9 protein-coding genes, 5 tRNA genes and 1 other RNA gene are annotated in these 16364 nt (G+C 69.7%); 11 read left to right on the forward strand and 4 right to left on the reverse strand.

All coding sequences use genetic code 11. From position 1 onward, the window contains the following. Positions 1-93 precede the first annotated feature (93 nt). The gene (locus NR810_RS18925; protein ID WP_257454241.1) at positions 94-3255 is read left to right on the forward strand and encodes a serine/threonine-protein kinase; all 3162 of its coding nucleotides are present in this window, start codon (positions 94-96) and stop codon (positions 3253-3255) included. An 89-nt stretch (positions 3256-3344) separates the two neighbouring features. Here NR810_RS18925 and NR810_RS18930 read toward each other — a convergent pair whose 3' ends face one another. The 3 genes from NR810_RS18930 to NR810_RS18940 all read right to left on the reverse strand — a co-directional run bounded on the left by NR810_RS18930 (position 3345) and on the right by NR810_RS18940 (position 6400). Beyond that, entirely contained in the window at positions 3345-4289 is a 945-nt protein-coding gene (locus tag NR810_RS18930; protein WP_257454243.1) for a polysaccharide deacetylase family protein, read from the reverse strand. Between the two features lie 10 nt (positions 4290-4299). Then, positions 4300-5016 (reverse strand): glycosyltransferase family 2 protein, encoded by a 717-nt coding sequence (locus NR810_RS18935; protein ID WP_257454705.1) that lies wholly within the window; start codon positions 5014-5016, stop codon positions 4300-4302. Positions 5017-5086: 70 nt separating this feature from the next. Further along, positions 5087-6400, reverse strand: a complete 1314-nt coding sequence (locus NR810_RS18940) for a protoporphyrinogen/coproporphyrinogen oxidase (protein WP_257454245.1) — start codon at positions 6398-6400, stop codon at positions 5087-5089. A 216-nt stretch (positions 6401-6616) separates the two neighbouring features. Between NR810_RS18940 and NR810_RS18945 the strand changes: the two genes are divergently transcribed. The 9 genes from NR810_RS18945 (at position 6617) to ffs (ending at position 13398) form a co-directional block, all read left to right on the forward strand. Beyond that, positions 6617-10738, forward strand: a complete 4122-nt coding sequence (locus NR810_RS18945) for a tetratricopeptide repeat protein (protein ID WP_257454246.1) — start codon at positions 6617-6619, stop codon at positions 10736-10738. 90 nt (positions 10739-10828) lie between these two features. Further along, complete coding sequence (gene serS / locus NR810_RS18950) at positions 10829-12109, forward strand: serine--tRNA ligase (protein WP_257454248.1); 1281 nt, start codon at positions 10829-10831, stop codon at positions 12107-12109. A gap of 111 nt (positions 12110-12220) precedes the next feature. Continuing rightward, positions 12221-12307 (forward strand) — tRNA-Ser (locus NR810_RS18955). Positions 12308-12350: 43 nt separating this feature from the next. Beyond that, a tRNA-Ser gene (locus NR810_RS18960) sits at positions 12351-12440 on the forward strand. 80 nt (positions 12441-12520) lie between these two features. Continuing rightward, positions 12521-12597 (forward strand) — tRNA-Arg (locus tag NR810_RS18965). A gap of 25 nt (positions 12598-12622) precedes the next feature. Next, on the forward strand, positions 12623-13090 hold the full coding sequence (tadA, locus tag NR810_RS18970) for a tRNA adenosine(34) deaminase TadA (protein ID WP_257454250.1): 468 nt from the start codon (positions 12623-12625) through the stop codon (positions 13088-13090). Positions 13091-13095: 5 nt separating this feature from the next. Continuing rightward, positions 13096-13182, forward strand: a tRNA-Ser gene (locus tag NR810_RS18975). Between the two features lie 13 nt (positions 13183-13195). After that, a tRNA-Ser gene (locus tag NR810_RS18980) sits at positions 13196-13282 on the forward strand. Between the two features lie 23 nt (positions 13283-13305). Then, positions 13306-13398: signal recognition particle sRNA small type (gene ffs / locus NR810_RS18985), an RNA gene on the forward strand. Between the two features lie 53 nt (positions 13399-13451). Here the strand turns inward: ffs and NR810_RS18990 are convergent. Next, the gene (locus NR810_RS18990) at positions 13452-14897 is read right to left on the reverse strand and encodes a glycosyltransferase family 39 protein (protein WP_257454706.1); all 1446 of its coding nucleotides are present in this window, start codon (positions 14895-14897) and stop codon (positions 13452-13454) included. A gap of 231 nt (positions 14898-15128) precedes the next feature. On the opposite strand from NR810_RS18990, the gene dnaX reads away from it, so the two are divergent. Beyond that, on the forward strand, positions 15129-16343 hold the full coding sequence (gene dnaX / locus NR810_RS18995; protein WP_257454252.1) for a DNA polymerase III subunit gamma/tau: 1215 nt from the start codon (positions 15129-15131) through the stop codon (positions 16341-16343). Positions 16344-16364: the final 21 nt, after the last annotated feature.

Below are 16364 nucleotides of genomic sequence, written 5' to 3' on the forward strand. Positions count from 1 at the left end.
GGAGGGTTCCAGACCGCCTGAGCGCTACAAGGCTCCCCCCGTCCGGGGTATGACTGTCCGGCTGGCGACAGTGCGGACCCAGGAGGCAGGCACATGAGCGACGTGGAGCCGCGAGGGAACAGGGACGCGGACACCGGCGCCACGGAGGAGGCCCCCACCCTCATCCGGACCCAGGATCCGGTGCCGATGCCGGCCAACCCGGACGTGGACCTCCTGGGAGAAGCCGCCACCCAGGTCCGCTCCCTCTCCCCGCTAATGCCCTCCCGGGAGCCCGCCCCCCGGCCGTCCGGGCCCATCTCCCTGGCTCCCGGACAGACCCTGGCCGGCCGCTACACGGTGCTGAGCTCGCTCGGCCGCGGTGGCATGGGCGAGGTGGTGGCCGCCTACGACTCGCGTCTCGACCGGCGCGTGGCCCTCAAGCTGCTCCGCCGCGAGCTGGACTCCAGCCATTCCCCCCAGGATCTCGAGGCCCGGCTGTTGCGCGAGGCCCAGGCCATGGCCCGCCTCTCCCATCCCCATGTGGTGGCCATCTACGACGTGGGCACGCTGGAGGACGGCTCCATCTTCATCGCCATGGAGATGGTGGAGGGGCAGACGCTGCGGCGCTGGTGCGAGCAGACCCCGCGCTCCTGGCGGGACATCCTGGAGGTGTACCTGGCCGCGGGGCGGGGGCTGGCTGCCGCGCACGAGGCGGGTCTCGTGCACCGCGACTTCAAGCCGGACAACGTGCTGGTGGGCAATGACGGGCGGGTGCGGGTGACGGACTTCGGTCTGGCGCGAGCCGGAGCCGTCCCGGCGCCGGAGCCCCTCCCGAGCCTCACGCCCCTCCCCCTGCCCCAGGGAGCGTTGGACAGCCCCCTCACCCTGCACGGCACGCTGCTGGGCACGCCGCGCTACATGGCGCCCGAGTTGCTGCGAGCCGGCTCCGCCGATGCACGCAGTGACGTGTTCGCCTTCTGCGTGGCCCTGTACGAGGCCCTCTACCGGCGGCACCCCTTCGCACGAGCCACCCAGGCCGAGTCCATCCGCGCCCAGCGCGAGGGGCAGGTGAATCCCCCGCCCTCCGACTCGGACGTCCCCGGGTGGGTGGAGCGCCTGCTCCTCCAGGGCCTGAACGCGGACCCCGCGCAGCGCCCCGCGTCCATGCAGCAACTGGTCGCGGCCCTGGAGATCGACCCGATGAGACGGCGCCGGGCCCGGAGGCGCCTGGCGGCGTTGATGGCCTTCGTCGCGGGACTGACGGGGCTGGCCGTCTGGGGCTGGATGATGCGCGAGGAGGAGGCGGGATGCGCGCACGTGGAGCGCAGGCTCGCCGGCACCTGGGATGAGACGGTGAAGGCCCAGGTGAAACGGGCCTTCCTCGGCACCCGCCTGCCCTACGCGCGGGACACCTTCACGCGCGTGTCCACGCTGCTCGACGGCTACGCGGGAACCTGGGTGAAGCTGCGGACCGAGGCCTGCGAGGCCGACGAGGACCAGGCCACGTCACCCAGGGACCCGGCCGTGTTGCAGGTGTACTGCCTGGAGCGGCGGCGCGGCCAGCTGCGAGCCCTGACGGAGCTGTTCGCCCGCGGCTCCGATCCGGGAAAACTGTCGAAGGCCGTGCAGGCGGTGCAGTCGCTGCCGCCGCTGGAGGCCTGCACGGATGTCCGGTCGCTGATGGCGACGGTGCCTCCTCCCGAGGACGCGGCGGTGCGCGCCCGGGTGGACACGCTACAGGAGCAGGTGGATCGCCTGGAGACCCTGTGGCTGGTGGGCGAGTACCGCGAGGGGCTGTCGCTGGGCGAGAAGCTGCTGCTCGAGGCGAAGGGACTCGATTACCCACCGCTCCACGCACAGGCCCTGTACCAGGTGGCCAGCCTCAAGGACGCGATGGGCGACTACACCGGCGCCGAGACGATGGCGCGGCAGGCCATCCCCCTGGCCGCCCGGAGCAAGAATCTGGTGCTGGTCGCCCAGACCTGGAGCCTGCTGTTCCGGGTGGTGGGATGGCGGCAGGCGCACCACCCGGAAGCGATGGAGCTCGCGCTGGCGATGGAGTCGGCGGTGGAGTGCGCGGATGACGACCGCACCCGCGCGGACTCCCTCAACCAGTTGGGCAACGTGCTCCAGCAGATAGGGCGGTATGAGGAGGCACGGGCGCGATACGAGCACTCGCTCGCGCTCCGGTTGAAGGTGCTGGGTCCTGAACACCTCCTGGTGGCGGTCTCGCTCAACAACCTGGGGACCGTGCTCGGAGAGATGGGGAAGTACGAGGAGGCACGGGCCTCGTACGAGCGCGCCCTGGCCATCCGGGAGAAGATCCTCGGGCCCGACAATCCCCTGGTCGCGAACTCCTACAGCAACCTGGGCACCGCGTTCGACGCGATGATGAAGTACGAGGAGGCGCGCGTGCTGTACGAACGCGCCCTCGCCATCCGGGAGAAGGTGCTGGGGCCCGAGCACCCCGATGTCGCCACGCCCCTGAACAACCTGGCCATCGCGCTCGATGCGATGGGCCGGTACGAGAAAGCCAGGGCCCTGCACGAGCGCGCCCTGGCCCTGCGCGAGAAGGTCCTGGGCCCCGAGCATCCCGACGTGGCCATCTCCCTCGGAGGCCTGGGCAATGTGCTGCGGGGAATGGGCCGGTACGAGGAAGCCAGGGCCCTGCACGAGCGCGCCCTGGCCCTGCGCGAGAAGGTCCTGGGTCCCGAGCATCCCGACGTGGCCAGCTCGCTCGATGACCTCGGACTGGTGCTCCAGGCCATGGGCCGGTACGAGGAGGCACGCGCCCGATATGAGCGCGCGCTGCCGATCCAGGAGAAGGCCCTGGGGTCCAGTCACCCCGACATCGCCGTCTCGCTCAACGGGCTGGGCAACACGCTCCGAAGGATGGGCCGGTACGAGGAGGCGCGGGCTCGGCAGGAGCAGGCTCGGGTCCTCCGGGAGAAGGCGTTGGGCCCCGGTCACCTCCTGGTGGCGGAGTCGCTCGGGAGTCTGGGCCGCACCCTGGTGCGTCTGGAGCGATGGGACGAGGCCACTCGCGACCTGGAGCGTGCTCTGGCCCTCTGGGAGAAGGAGTCGAAGCCCCCGCGCCAGGGGTACACCGAGTCACTCCTGGGTATGGGCGAGCTCCTCCTGGCCCGCGGCCGGACAGCCGACGCACTCCCACGGCTCCAACGAGCCTTGGAGCTCGCCCCGGCGGACCTTCGTGAGGAGATCCAAGCCGCTCTGGAGCGCACGCATGTGCGGACGGTTCAGGCTCCCGTACCCTGATTCCACGGGCTCGATCCGGGGGTCGCATACCCTCACCCCGACCCTCTCCCAGAGGGAGAGGGGTGATTGGGCAGATAGGGGGGTTGTGATTACAGGGTCACGGAGAGGTGGGCGGCCGCGTCTCGCAGCGTCACCACGTCGTAGTCGGACTTCAGCCAGCCGAAGAGCGTCCTCAGCCGCTCGAGCTTGTTCCTGGCCGGCACCCGCAGATCCCTCTGCTGGCGCACCAGCTCGGGCGGGATGCCGTCCTCCGCGTCCAGCACGTCCACCGCGTGCAGCTCGAAGTTGAAGAACGTGTCTCCCCTGAGCGCGCGGTACGCCGCCCGGATGGCCGGCAGTGGCAGCGTGATGGCGAAGGTGCCGATGAACGGGAAGCGCACCCCGGGCGTCACCGCCATGGGCAGTTCCAGGACGGGTCCCGCCCCCCGCGAGTAGGGGCGCACCGGGTCCGGCCGGTAGGGCGTGCGTGGCGCGAGCAGCACACGCGGAGAGTCCAGCACCGCCCGCGAGGGCCTCCTCAGCAACGCCAGCGCCCCCATCACCGCCGCCTTCGCCGTGTAGTACGGGGCCGCGGGGAACGTGGATGAGCCGTAGCGGTAGCCGCGCTCCACGGTGGCCGCGTACAGGGCCGCGTTGAGCGTGTAGCCCGGCGCACGGAAGCCCACGGGCCGCGCGCCCGTGGCCGCCTCGAGTACCTCGTCCGCGCGCCGCAGGTCCTCTCGGATGCTCTCGGGGGCACGCCGCGTCAGCGCGTAGTCGTGCGAGAAGCTGTGACTCGCCACCTCCACACCCGCCTCGTGCGCCGAGCGCAGCGCCGCCGCGGCGCCCGCGTCCGCCGCCACGTCCTCGCCGATGGCGAAGAACGTCCCCGGCACCCCCACCGACGCCAGCAGCTCCCTCAGCCGGGGCACCGCCGTCGTGTAGACGAGCCCCCGCGCCCGCGCGTCCAGCAGCGACTCGGGCAGTCCGTGGATGCGGCAGTAGTGCGGCAGCGAGTCCAGATCGACGGAGATGGATGCGAGCCGCCGCGCCACCTTCGCCTCCTCAGGTGCCGCGGATGCGGATGACGTAGAACAGCTTGCCCACGTTCTTCAGCACGTTGGGCACGCGCTTGAAGAGGTGGATGGAGGGCTGGCGCTTCTCGTGGAGCTGGATGGGGATCTCCACCACCCGCAGCCCCTCGCGCCAGGCGCGGATGACGAACTCGCTGGCGAACACGTCCATGTCCACCAGGCACTTGGCCACCACCGGCAGCAGCGCCTCGCGCCGGAAGGCCTTCAGCCCGTGTGTGTCCGTGCCCTGGAAGCCCAGCGCCACCCGCAGCAACCCGTTGTGCACCCGCGTGGCCACGCGCCGCACCAGGGGCCGCTGGTCACTCGCCCCCTTCGCGGCCTTCGAGCCCACCACCATGTCCACCCCGCCCTTCTCCAGCAGCGGCAGCGCGGAGTCATAGAAGCTCAGGTCGCACAGGTCGATCTCGTCACAGAAGACGAAGGTGCCCCGCGCCTTCTCGATGCCGGCCTTCAGCGCCGTGCCGTAGTTGGGCCGCTCCGAGTGGAACCAGCGCAGGCGCGGGCTCTTCGCGCACATCTCCTCGAGAATCCGGGGCGTGGCGTCGCGCGAGCCGTTCTCCGCGAAGATGACCTCGTAGTCCCATCCTCGCGCGTCGAGCCCCTGGGTGAGCTCCGCCGCGGCGGTCGCGATGATGGAGGCCTCGTTGTAGACGGGGATGACGATGGACAGGTACGGGGACGCGGCCATGGGCAGCCGTGCCGCGTAGCACGCCCCCGGCGTTCCGTCGACGATCAAACTTCCGCCCCGCCCCCCTCCGTCAGCCGTTCAACCGGCGCGCGCAGGCCCGCCCGGCGAGGATGGCGTCCTCCATGGACGAGTACTCCCACTGTCCGTAGCGCCCCGCGGGGAGGATGCCCGCGTGCTCCAGGAACTGGAGGATCTCCGTCTTCGCCGGCCCGTATGCCTCGTCATAAAGGACATACGCGTGGGGAATCTCCCGCGCCCGGGCGAAGAGGATGTCCTCCGCCGAGTGCACCATCTGGGAGCCCACCAGGTCCTCCACCGCGTACCGCTCCGCCTGGGCCATGGAGAGCTCGCCGTGGTGGCTGTACTCCACGGAGAAGGTGGCGGTGTCCGGAGGCGCCAGCGGCGCATACACCGCGGAGGGCGCGCCGATGCGGTACGACTTGAACTCGGGCTCGGGCAGGTAGATCCAATGCCACGGCTGGCGGTTCCTGCCCCGAGCGGCCACGCACACGTACGTCACCGTGGTGGCACGCAGGCGTCCGGCGGCGGCCAGCACCGCGTCGGGCACGCCCGAGCCGCCCTTCGCCAGCAGCCGCACCAGCCCCGGCAGCGAGATGGAGGAGATGAGCAGCGAGTAGCCGAGCGTGCGCCCGTCCGACAGCGTGACCCGCCGGGCCTTCCAGTCGATGGCGGTGGGCTCCGTGTTGACGCTCAGCTCCCCGCCCCGCAGGCCGGCGAGCATGGCGCGGGCGAGGCTCTCGATGCCGCCCTCGCGCGGATAGAGGAAGGAGGCGTTGTAGCCCAGCGCATCGCTCCCCACGCCCAGCGCCCCATCCACCACTTCCTTCAGCGTGGGCCGGGGAACGAAGCGTCCCACCCAGGCGGCGGACAGCTCGGACGGGTCCACCGTCCAGAGCTTCTTGTTGTAGGGGACCATGAAGTTCTTCGCGAACCCCTCCCCCATGTAGCGCAGGATGAACTCGGTGAAGTTGCGCGGCTCGCGCTCGCGCAGCTCCCGGCCCTTCTCCCCGTAGATGGCCTCCACGTAGCCGATGAGGTTCTCCGCCACCACCTCGGCCGGCAGCCCGTGCGTGTTCACCTGGTACGGGAAGCGCGTGAAGACGCCCCGCGAGAAGATGGCCGCCTTGCGTTGGATGGTGACCAGCTGGCCCGGTAGCCAGCGGGTGTTCACCAGTTCCTTGATCTCCGGGTCTCTCAGGTGCAACCAGTGCCCGGTGGGGTCGAAGTAGCACCCGTCGAGGACCTCGGTCTTGATGAGACCGCCGACGCGCTCGGACTTCTCGATGAGACGCCAGGGGCGCTGGAGGAAATGGGCGGCGGACAGTCCCGCGAGGCCCGCGCCGAGGATGACGATGGGTTCCATGCCGTCCCCGGGTCTACCACCTTCGCCGCCAGGAGGGGCAACGGAGGTAGAATCCCCGTCCGCTGGCACGCGCTCCCCTGGCCGCCCGCCCGGCCGCCAGGGCGGTGTCCGATGCGGGTGTCGCGTTCTTTGCCGCCTGGAAAATCCCTCTGATAACCTTCGCGGGCCGCGGGAGTGCGGCCGCTCGCGTCCGATGGCCCCCGCTGAAGGAAACCCATGAAAGTCTCCTGCCCGTCTTGCCAGACGAACTACAACATCGATGACAAGCGGATCCCCCCGGGCGGCGCGAAGCTCAAGTGCGCACGGTGCCAGCAAACCTTCCCCATCAAGCCCGGCGAGGCGGTGAGCCCGCCCGCGCCGGCGCCCGCGGCCGTTCCGCTGCCGGGCCCCAGCGCGCCCGCCGCGGATCCGTACGCGGCCTACGATGACTTCCAGCGGCCCGCGGAGGCGGAGACCACGCGCGTCGTCTCCATGCCCCTGCCGAGCGCGGCCTACCGCGACGCGGCGCCAACCGTGGCCGTTCCGCTGCCGGGCCCCAGCGCGCCCTCCACCGGCTACGCGCCGGACCTGGCGTACAACGTCAGCGCGAGCACGGCGCCCCAGAGCGAAGCCATTCCCCTGCCGGGCGCGAGCGACCCGTACGCGGGCGGCTTCGACTACGGCGCGGACCCCTACGCCTCCGCCCCCCAGGCGGGCGCCATCGCCCTGCCTCCTCCGGCCTCGTCGGATCCGTACGCTTCCGCGGACCCCTACGCCCCGGCGGACCCGTACGCCTCCTCGGATCCCTATGCCTCGGCGGATCCGTACGCCTCCTCGGACCCGTACGCCAACGCGCCCCAGGGCTCGGACGCCATCGCCCTGCCTCCTCCGCCCTCCTCTGATGAGCCGTATCCGTACGCCGACGTGCCCGAGGCGCCTTCCGCGGATGGGTATGACGCGGCCGACCCGTTCGCCGCGGCCCCGCGCAACACGTCCGAGGTGGACGCGTTCGGACTGCCGCCCGAGCAGGACGGGGATCCGTACGCCGCCGTGCCCGTGGCCGAGGAGGATCCGTTCGCCCTGCCTCCTCCTCCCGCCGCGCCCGAGGAGGATCCGTTCGCCCTGCCTCCTCCTCCCGCCGCGCCCGAGGAGGATCCGTTCGCCCTGCCTCCTCCTCCCGCGGCGGCTGCGTACGCCGCGGCCGAGGAGGATCCGTTCGCCCTGCCTCCTCCGCAGGCCGACGTGACGAACCTCGACTTCTCGGAGGCTCCACCGGCTGCCCCCTCCACCGTGGACGTCGGCCTCGACTTCTCGGAGCCCCCGCCCGCGGCGCCGAATCCCTCCGCCGACTTCGGGGACGTGGACTTCGGCGCGCCCGCGGGTGCCACGCCCTCCATCCCCGACGCGCTCGAGTTCGATCCCTCCGCGCCCAACCTCCACGGGGGTGACGATCTGGAGGCGGATCTCTCCGCGCCGCTGCCGCCCCCGCCCGGTCCGGGCACGGCCGACGGCCTGGAGATGCTCAGCTTCATCGACGACGCCGCCAAGGACAACGGAGCCAACAAGGCCGCCAAGGGCAACGCGCGCCGCTTCCACGTGCGCCGCCGCTCGGGCAAGGTCTTCGGCCCCTTCGAGGAGGGCGTCATCGTCAAGATGCTCGAGGACGGCCAGCTCCTCGGCAACGAGGACGTCTCCACCGACTCCGAGTCCTGGACGCCCATCGGCACGGTGGCCACCTTCGCCACCGCCATCCAGAAGCTGATGGAGGGGCCTGGCACTCCGCCCGCTCCCGCCGCGGCGCCCGCGATGCCCGCCGCGGAGCCGGGTTCGAAGGCCAACGTGTCCGCCGCTTCCGCTGCCAGCATGGAGCGGGTGCAGCAGCTCTACGGTGGCCGCATGGCCTCGGTGTCCGTGGTGGACAGCACCTCGCGCTTCGAGATCATCGTCGGAAAGATCAAGAAGCGCCTGCCGCTGGTCATCGGCGCCGCCGCGGCGATGGCGGTGGTCGGCGTGGGCCTGGGCTTTGGCGCCACGCGCTACGGCGTCTTCGGGATGAAGAAGTTCTTCCCCGCCCAGGTGAAGCCCGGCTCCCCGGGCCACGCGGACGTGCAGGCCGCGCAGAAGGCGCTGCTCCAGGACACCTTCCAGAGCTACAAGCAGGCCTATGCCCTGAGCTCGAAGGTGCTGGCCGGCAACGAGTACCCCGAGGTGCGTGCCCTCTGGTGCCAGTCCGTCTTCTATTTGCAGCGCCGCTACTCGGCCGCCGAGAGCGCCGATTTCGTGCGCTGCCGCTCCGAGGAGGAGGCCGGGAGCCTCGAGCTGCTGGGCGAGAAGAACGTCGAGTACATCAAGTACCTCGCCGGCCGCGCCCTCACCGCGCGCGAGCCGGACAAGGCCATCCAGCAGCTGCGCGACGCCCTGAGCCGCGACACCAACCAGGGTGACACCGAGCTGTCCTTCCTGCTCGCCGAGGCCTACGCCGCCAAGAAGGAGCGTGACACGGCCATCTCGACGCTCACCCAGGTGCTGGGCAAGAGCCCCGACTCGGCCAAGGCCCACCACGCCCTGGGCAACCTCTACCAGGCCTCCAACAAGGCGGACGAGGCAGCCAAGGCCTACGAGGCCGCGCTCAAGGCGGACGCCACCCACATCATCTCCTCGGTGGAGCTGGCCGCGGTGGAGCTGCTGCTGCGCAAGGACGCCCAGAAGGGACTCGAGGCCGCCGAGCGCGCGCTGGACGAGAAGGCCCAGCCGCAGATGGGCCCGGCGGAGCTGGCCCGCGCCCGCACCCTCAAGGGCATCGCGCTCTTCCAGCTCTTCAAGCTCAAGGAGGCCGAGCAGGAGCTGCGCGCGTCGCTGGAGAAGGACCCCGACTCCTTCATGATCAAGAACTACCTGGCGCGCGTGCTGCACGCCCAGCGCCAGTTCAACGAGGTCCTCCCCTTCTACGAGGCGCTGATCAAGGCCGAGCCGGAGAACATCGAGTACGCGGACGGGTACATCACCACCCTGGTGACGCTCGGCAAGATGGAGGACGCGCTCAAGGCGGTGGAGCAGACCAGCAAGCGCTTCCCGGGCAACGCGCGCATCGAGTACCTCTACGGCCGCATCGACGAGGCGCGCGACAGCAACACCAGCGCCGAGGAGCACTACAAGCGCGCCATCAAGGCCGACGCCGAGCTCGTGGACGCCTACGTGTACCTCGGGCGGCTCCACCTGCGCCTGCGCCGCAACCCCCAGGCGCGCGAGCAGTTCGAGCTGGCCGCCGCCAAGGCGCCCGAGAACGCCGGCGTGCGCACCGGCCTGGGTGAGCTGGCGCTCGCCGAGGGCAACGTCCCCCTGGCCCAGGAGGAGTTCGATCGCGCCGTCGGGCTGGATCCCAACCTGGCCGACGCCCACCTGGGCCTGTCCCGCCTGGCGCTGCTCTCCGGAGACCTGGAGAAGGCGCGCAAGGAGGTCGACACCGCCCTGGAGCTGGACTCGCACACGCTCAAGGACGGCCGCCTGCAGCGCGGCACCGTGATGTGGCGCCAGGGCCAGCTGGACGAGGCCATCGCCGAGCTGGAGCAGGCCAAGAAGGAGGAGCCGCGCTCGGTGGCCATCCCCATGACCCTGGGAGCGGTGCAGCTGGCCAAGGGCAACCTCAAGGAGGCCGAGGCCAACCTGCTGCTGGCCCTCAAGGGAGAGCCCTCCAACCCCGAGACCAACTACTACATGGCCCAGGTCAGGGCGAAGGCGGGCGAGTACACCCAGGCGCTCGAGAACATGAGGATCGCCGTGGAGCGCGCCCCCGCCCCCAAGCGCGCCGAGTACCGCTTCGTCTACGGCACCCTCTTCCGGGACGCCAAGCAGCCGCTGGACGCCATCGATCAGTGGAAGCAGGCCGTGGCGCTCGACCCGAAGATGGCCAACGCCCACGAGGCCATCGGGCAGGCCCACCTGGAGCGCGGCGAGTTCGACCCGGCCATCGCCGCCTTCCAGACGGCGCTCAAGACGGACCCCAAGCTCACCCGGGTGTACGCCTCCATCGGCGACGCGCACTTCAACGCCACGCGCTGGCGGGAGGCCACCCGCGCCTACGAGCAGGCCCTCAAGGTGGACCCGAACCTCATCAGCGCCTACTACAAGCTGGGCCGCGCCTGGAGCGAGCTGAACCAGTACTCCAAGGCCATCGAGTGGCTCACCAAGGCCACCGCCGCCACGCCGGACAACGGCGAGGCCTGGCATGACCTGGGCTACGCCTACAAGGAGAAGGGCAAGAAGAAGGAGGCCGTCAAGGCCTTCCAGGAGTACCTGACGCGCAAGCCCGAGGCCGAGAACCGCAAGGAAATCGAGGACGAGATCAGCTTCCTCGAGTAGTCACTCGCCCCACCCGGGCGTCCGTTTCCGGGCGCCCGGGTGCGACATGCCTTGCCCGGCCCGCGCGGGGTGACTACAACCCGCCCCGCCATGCTGGATCTCAAGAACGTCGCGCAGAACTTCGATGCGGTGGTCGCCCGGTTGCAGTCCCGGGGCGGCAGCCTGGACCTCGGCCCCTTCAAGAACCTCGTGTCGGAGCGGCGAGACCTCTACGTGGCGATGGAGTCGCTCGCCGCGCGCCGCAACTCCGCCAACGAGGAGATGAAGCGCAAGGCCAAGGAGGACCCCGCCGCCCTCGAGGCGCTGCGCGGGGAGATGCGCTCCGTCTCCCAGGCCATCAAGGAGAAGGAGGCGCGCCTCAAGGAAGTGGAGGAGGAGCTCAGCCGCATCCTGCTCCTCATCCCCAACGTCCCTCACGAGTCGGTGCCCACGGGCTCCAGCGCCGAGGAGAACGTCCAGGTCCGCATCTGGGGCGAGAAGCCCAACCTGCCCTTCACGCCCAAGCAGCACTTCGAGCTGGGCGAGAAGCTGGGGATGCTGGACTTCGAGCGGGCCGCCAAGGTGTCCGGCTCCCGGTTCGCCTTCTACAAGGGAGCGCTCGCCCGGCTGGAGCGGGCCCTGGTGAGCTTCATGATCGACGTGCACACCTCCAAGGGGTACGTCGAGATGCTGCCCCCGTACCTGGTGCTGCGCGAGACGATGATGGGCACCGGCCAGCTGCCCAAGTTCGAGGAGGACGCCTTCAAGACGGTGGGTGAGCCCGAGCGCTTCCTCATCCCCACCTCCGAGGTGCCCGTCACCAACTACCACGCGGACGAGATCCTGGAGGGTGAGGCGCTGCCCCTGAAGTACTGCGCCTTCAGCCCCTGCTTCCGCGCCGAGGCGGGCTCGGCGGGCCGGGACACCCGCGGCCTCATCCGCCAGCACCAGTTCCACAAGGTGGAGATGGTGAAGTTCGCCACGCCGGACACCAGCCTCGACGAGCTGGAGAAGATGACGGACGACGCGTGCGACATCCTCCGGCGCCTCGGCCTGCACCACCGGGTGATGCTGCTGTGCACCGGGGACATGGGCTTCGCCTCCCGGAAGACGTACGACATCGAGGTCTGGCTGCCCGGCCAGGGAGCGTTCCGGGAGATTTCGTCCTGCTCGGACTGCGGTGACTTCCAGGCGCGCCGGGCGAAGATCCGCTACCGGGCCCAGAAGGGGGACAAGCCCCAGCTCCTCCACACGCTCAATGGCAGCGGCCTGGCCGTGGGGCGGACGACCATCGCCATCCTGGAGAACTACCAGCGCGAGGACGGAAGCGTGGTCATCCCGGAGGTGTTGGTGCCGTACATGGGGGGGATCAAGGAACTCCGTCCCATGTAGTCATCCTCCCGCTGTCAGATTCCGGGGCCCCACAACGTTGTTGCAATGGGCCCCGGATGATGTAGAAGGGCGGCCCACGCAGTTCGGTGGCCCGCGCGGCTCCAAGCAGCTGGAGGAGTGGCCGAGCGGCTGAAGGCAGCGGTCTTGAAAACCGCAGGTGGCGAAAGCCTCCCGTAGGTTCGAATCCTACCTCCTCCGTTTTTGTTCTTGCTGTACGCGGTTCTTTGACAGTAAAGGCAGTGGAGAGATGGCCGAGAGGCTGAAGGCACAGGTTTGCTAAACCTGCATACTCGAAAGGGTATCGAGGGTTCGAATCCCTCTCTCTCCGCCACTCATCTTGGTTGTGGTAGCGCGAAAGTGGTTGTGGTACAGAGTTCGCGATTGTGGTAGAGCGGTAGAAGGAAACGGCAAGCTCCCTTAGCTCAGCTGGATAGAGCGTCGGACTACGAATCCGAAGGCCGGAGGTTCGAATCCTCCAGGGAGCGCCAACCTTTCCCCTCTTCCCATTTCCCCATGAGTCTGGACGAAGCTTTCATGCAGCAGGCCCTCGCGCTCGCGCGGGAAGCTGCCGGGCTCGGGGAAGTTCCCGTCGGTGCTGTCGCCGTACACGATGGCAAGGTCATCGGCATCGGCTTCAATCGTCGGGAGATCGACCGGAACCCTCTGGCTCACGCCGAAATCTTCGCGCTGGACGCAGCGGCCAAGGCGCTGGGAGCGTGGCGGCTCACGGGTGTCACCCTGTATGTGACGCTGGAGCCGTGCGCCATGTGCGCCGGAGCCCTGGTCCAGTCCCGTGTGACGCGCCTGGTGTTCGGAACCTCGGATCCGAAAGCAGGAGCGGTCGGCTCGCTCTACAATCTCGCCGAGGAGCCACGGCACAACCACCGGCTCCAGGTGATGAGTGGAGTCCTGGCGGACGAGAGCCGCCAGATTTTGAAGGAATTCTTCGAGCGCCTGCGCGAGAAGAAACGCGAAAAGTGAATATTGGAGAGCTGGCCGAGTGGTCGAAGGCACCTGACTCGAAATCAGGCATACCGGGAACGGTATCGTAGGTTCGAATCCTACGCTCTCCGCAGAGTGTCTCATGGAGAGGTGGCCGAGCGGTTGAAGGCGCACGCCTGGAACGCGTGTATATCTGAAAGGGTATCGTGGGTTCGAATCCCACCCTCTCCGTACTTGTTGTAGATTTTGAAGAGCTTGTGGTCGGGACAACGTGGGGACGTGAACCCCGCCAGGTCCGGAAGGAAGCAACGGTAGCGCACCTCCGCGTGTGTCCCGGCCGTTCTTGTGAAGGAGCCGGGTCTTCTGAAAGGAAGACCCGGCTCCTTCTTTTTTTGCCCGCTCAGTCGCGCGCGAGCACCGTCTCCCGGCCCACCTGCTCCACCACCCGGAAGCCGGCCGCCTGGAGCTCGGGTACGGCCCGGCCCTCGAAGGTGACGGCGCGGTTGATGCGCCTGTCCTGCATGGCCGCCTGGAAGTTCGCATCCGAGGGGTGGTCACACGTGCCCCAGGGGATGTTCTTGCCGATGTAGAAGTAGCCCCCGGAGCCCCACAGGCCCTCGTTGACGATGAGCAGTCCGCGGGCGTTGTCGTCCCGGGTGGCCGAGACGATGGCGCGGAACTGGTCCCCGCGCAGGTCCATCGGCGGGTAGAAGTGCGCGGGCACCAGCGTGGCGAGCAGGGCCACCGTTCCCAGCCCCCACCTCGAGCGGGCGTCCGTCTGACCGAGGATGAAAGCCGCCAGGGACGGAGCGGCGGCCACCGCGACGAGCACCAGCCCCGGGTAGAGGAAGCGCTCCTCCTTGTGGGCGGTGGCGGTGATGGCGACGAGGTACACCCCGGCGCAGAAGAGCGGGAGCGACACGGCGAGCCGCTGGCGGAGCGCGAGCAACCCCAGGGGAGCCACGGCCCACATCCAGACGGGCAACCCGGTGACGAAGGGATGCAGGTAGAAGCCCGGGGGTGAGGCGCCGAACTGCCTCGCGGCCTGCCCGGAGAGGACGTTGAAGTCCACGTAGGCGAAGAAGGAGTGGAAGGGCTTGCCCCAGGTCGCCCAGTCGAGCGCACCCAGTCCCAGTGCGACGCCCAGCCCCGAGAGGCAGGTGAAGGCGAGCACCCGCCAGCGCCTCGCCGCCACCAGCCAGACGAGCGCCGCCAGCACCATCACCGCCGAGCCGTAGCGCGCCACCACGGAGAGTCCCAGCGCCAGGCCGCCCACCAGGCCCGCGCGCACCGGACGCTCATCGCGGTCGAGTGCCTCCATGGCCACCACCAGGAAGGCGGTGGAGAGGGACTCGCCGAGCGTCCGGCCCGCGAAGACGAGCACCGGCCCGTAGAGTCCCACCACGAGGAGCGAGAAGAGGCCACCCGCGTGTCCGGCCCGGCGCTCGGCGAAGCGGTACACGGCCCACGACATCCACCCGTGCAGGGCCACCTGGGGCACGGCGAGCAGCGCCCGGTATGCCACCGGGTGCGTGAGGCCCAGCGCGTCCGCCAGCCGTAACAGCCACGCGGCCAGTCCGGGCGCGGCCCAGTTGCGCAGGCCTACCCTCCACTCCCAGGCCAGCACCCCGTAGCCGTGCGCGCGGTGCCAGGCCGGCTCGAGCAACTGGTACACTTCGTCCGGGTGGATGCGCCCGAGCTGCGCCACCGCGATGACGGCGGGCAGCAGCCCTACCGTGCCCAGCAGCAGCATGAGCGGCCACCTCCGGCGCACCGCGGAGGGAGGCGCATCCGGGGTGGGCACGAGGGGAGGCGGAGGAGCGGTGACGGGCGCGGGAGCGGTCATCGGAGTGGGCTCGCGACTCTCCCCGTCCTCTCCAGGAAGCGCAAGCCGTGGAGCGCGAGTCCGCCCGCCCTGGGCTCGGCCGGTGTGCACCCGGAGGGCCTCGGACCTGGAGTGAAGCATCCGACTCCGTGGGTCCCATTCCTGGACGCCCGGAGATGACCCGAAAAGTAGAGCAGCGGTGCATGGAAATCGTGCGCCCGGGTGTTCTCCGTGTTTAGATTGCCGCCCCCCATGAGCTACCTCGTCCTCGCCCGTAAATGGCGCCCGCAGACCTTCGACGACATGACCGGCCAGGAGCACGTGGTCCGGACGGTCGCCAACGCCATCAAGATGAACCGGGTGGCGCACGCCTACCTGTTCTGCGGCCCACGAGGCGTGGGCAAGACGACCGCCGCCCGCCTGCTCGCCAAGGCGCTCAACTGCGAGAAGGGCCCTACCCCCGAGCCCTGTGGCAAGTGCCAGGCCTGCACGGAGATCGCCGCCGGGACGTCCGTGGACGTGGCGGAGATCGACGGTGCCTCCAACAACGGCGTGGAGAACGTCCGGGAGATCCGCGAGAACGCCAAGTACCTGCCGCAGCGCGACAGGCACAAGATCTACATCATCGACGAGGTCCACATGCTCTCGGGAGCGGCGTTCAACGCGCTCCTGAAGACGCTGGAGGAGCCGCCCGGACACGTGAAGTTCATCTTCGCGACCACCGAGGCGCACAAGCTCCCGGACACCATCCTCTCGCGTTGCCAGCGTCACAACTTCCGGCGCATCTCCGCCAAGGTGATGCTCGACCGGCTGAAGTACATCTGCGAGCAGGAGAAGGTGGCCATCTCGGAGCGGGCGCTCTCCATGGTGGTGCGCCAGTCCGAGGGCGGCATGCGCGATGCGCTCAGCCTCCTCGACCAGATCTTCTCCGCCTGCGGCCCCGAGCCCAGGGACGAGGACGTGGCCGACGCGCTGGGCGCCATCGACCGCACGGTGGTGCAGGACTTCGCCGAGGCGCTCGTGCGCAAGGACGCCAAGCGCGTGCTGGAGCGCGTGGAGGAGGTCTTCAACCGCGGCACCGACCTCAAGCGGCTGACGGAGGAGCTCGCGCTGCAGTTGCGCCACCTCTTCGTGGCCAAGACGCTGGGCGAGGCCCCTCCCGAGCTCGCCGAGTCCGAGCGCACCGCGCTCACCACGCTCGCCAAGGACGCGGATCCGGCGCAGATCTCCCGCCTCTTCGACATCGTGCACGGCTGCGTGTGGGAGGTGTCTCGAGCCCCCCAGCCCCGGCTCGCGCTGGAGATGGCGCTGCTCAAGGCCATCCAGCTCTCGCCGGTCGGCTCCATCCCGGAGCTCATCGCCCGGGTGGACCGCCTCGCCTCGGGGCTCGGGTCCGATGACGCTCGCAAGGTGGCTGCCGGAGCGCCCGGAGGTCGCTCCGGTCCCGCCAACTTTCGCGCCCACTGAGCGTCCCCCAGAGCCGCCCCG

The organism is Archangium lipolyticum (genome assembly GCF_024623785.1).
GTDB lineage: Bacteria > Myxococcota > Myxococcia > Myxococcales > Myxococcaceae > Archangium > Archangium lipolyticum.

What these genes read in the sequence shown, in the direction of transcription:
- dnaX (WP_257454252.1), top strand. Translation starts at nt 15,129, where the DNA reads ATGAGCTACCTCGTCCTCGCCCGTAAATGGCGCCCGCAGACCTTCGAC.
- serS (WP_257454248.1), top strand. Translation starts at nt 10,829, where the DNA reads ATGCTGGATCTCAAGAACGTCGCGCAGAACTTCGATGCGGTGGTCGCC.
- NR810_RS18990 (WP_257454706.1), bottom strand. Translation starts at nt 14,897, where the DNA reads ATGACCGCTCCCGCGCCCGTCACCGCTCCTCCGCCTCCCCTCGTGCCC.
- NR810_RS18940 (WP_257454245.1), bottom strand. Translation starts at nt 6,400, where the DNA reads ATGGAACCCATCGTCATCCTCGGCGCGGGCCTCGCGGGACTGTCCGCC.
- NR810_RS18935 (WP_257454705.1), bottom strand. Translation starts at nt 5,016, where the DNA reads ATGGCCGCGTCCCCGTACCTGTCCATCGTCATCCCCGTCTACAACGAG.
- NR810_RS18945 (WP_257454246.1), top strand. Translation starts at nt 6,617, where the DNA reads ATGAAAGTCTCCTGCCCGTCTTGCCAGACGAACTACAACATCGATGAC.
- tadA (WP_257454250.1), top strand. Translation starts at nt 12,623, where the DNA reads ATGAGTCTGGACGAAGCTTTCATGCAGCAGGCCCTCGCGCTCGCGCGG.
- NR810_RS18925 (WP_257454241.1), top strand. Translation starts at nt 94, where the DNA reads ATGAGCGACGTGGAGCCGCGAGGGAACAGGGACGCGGACACCGGCGCC.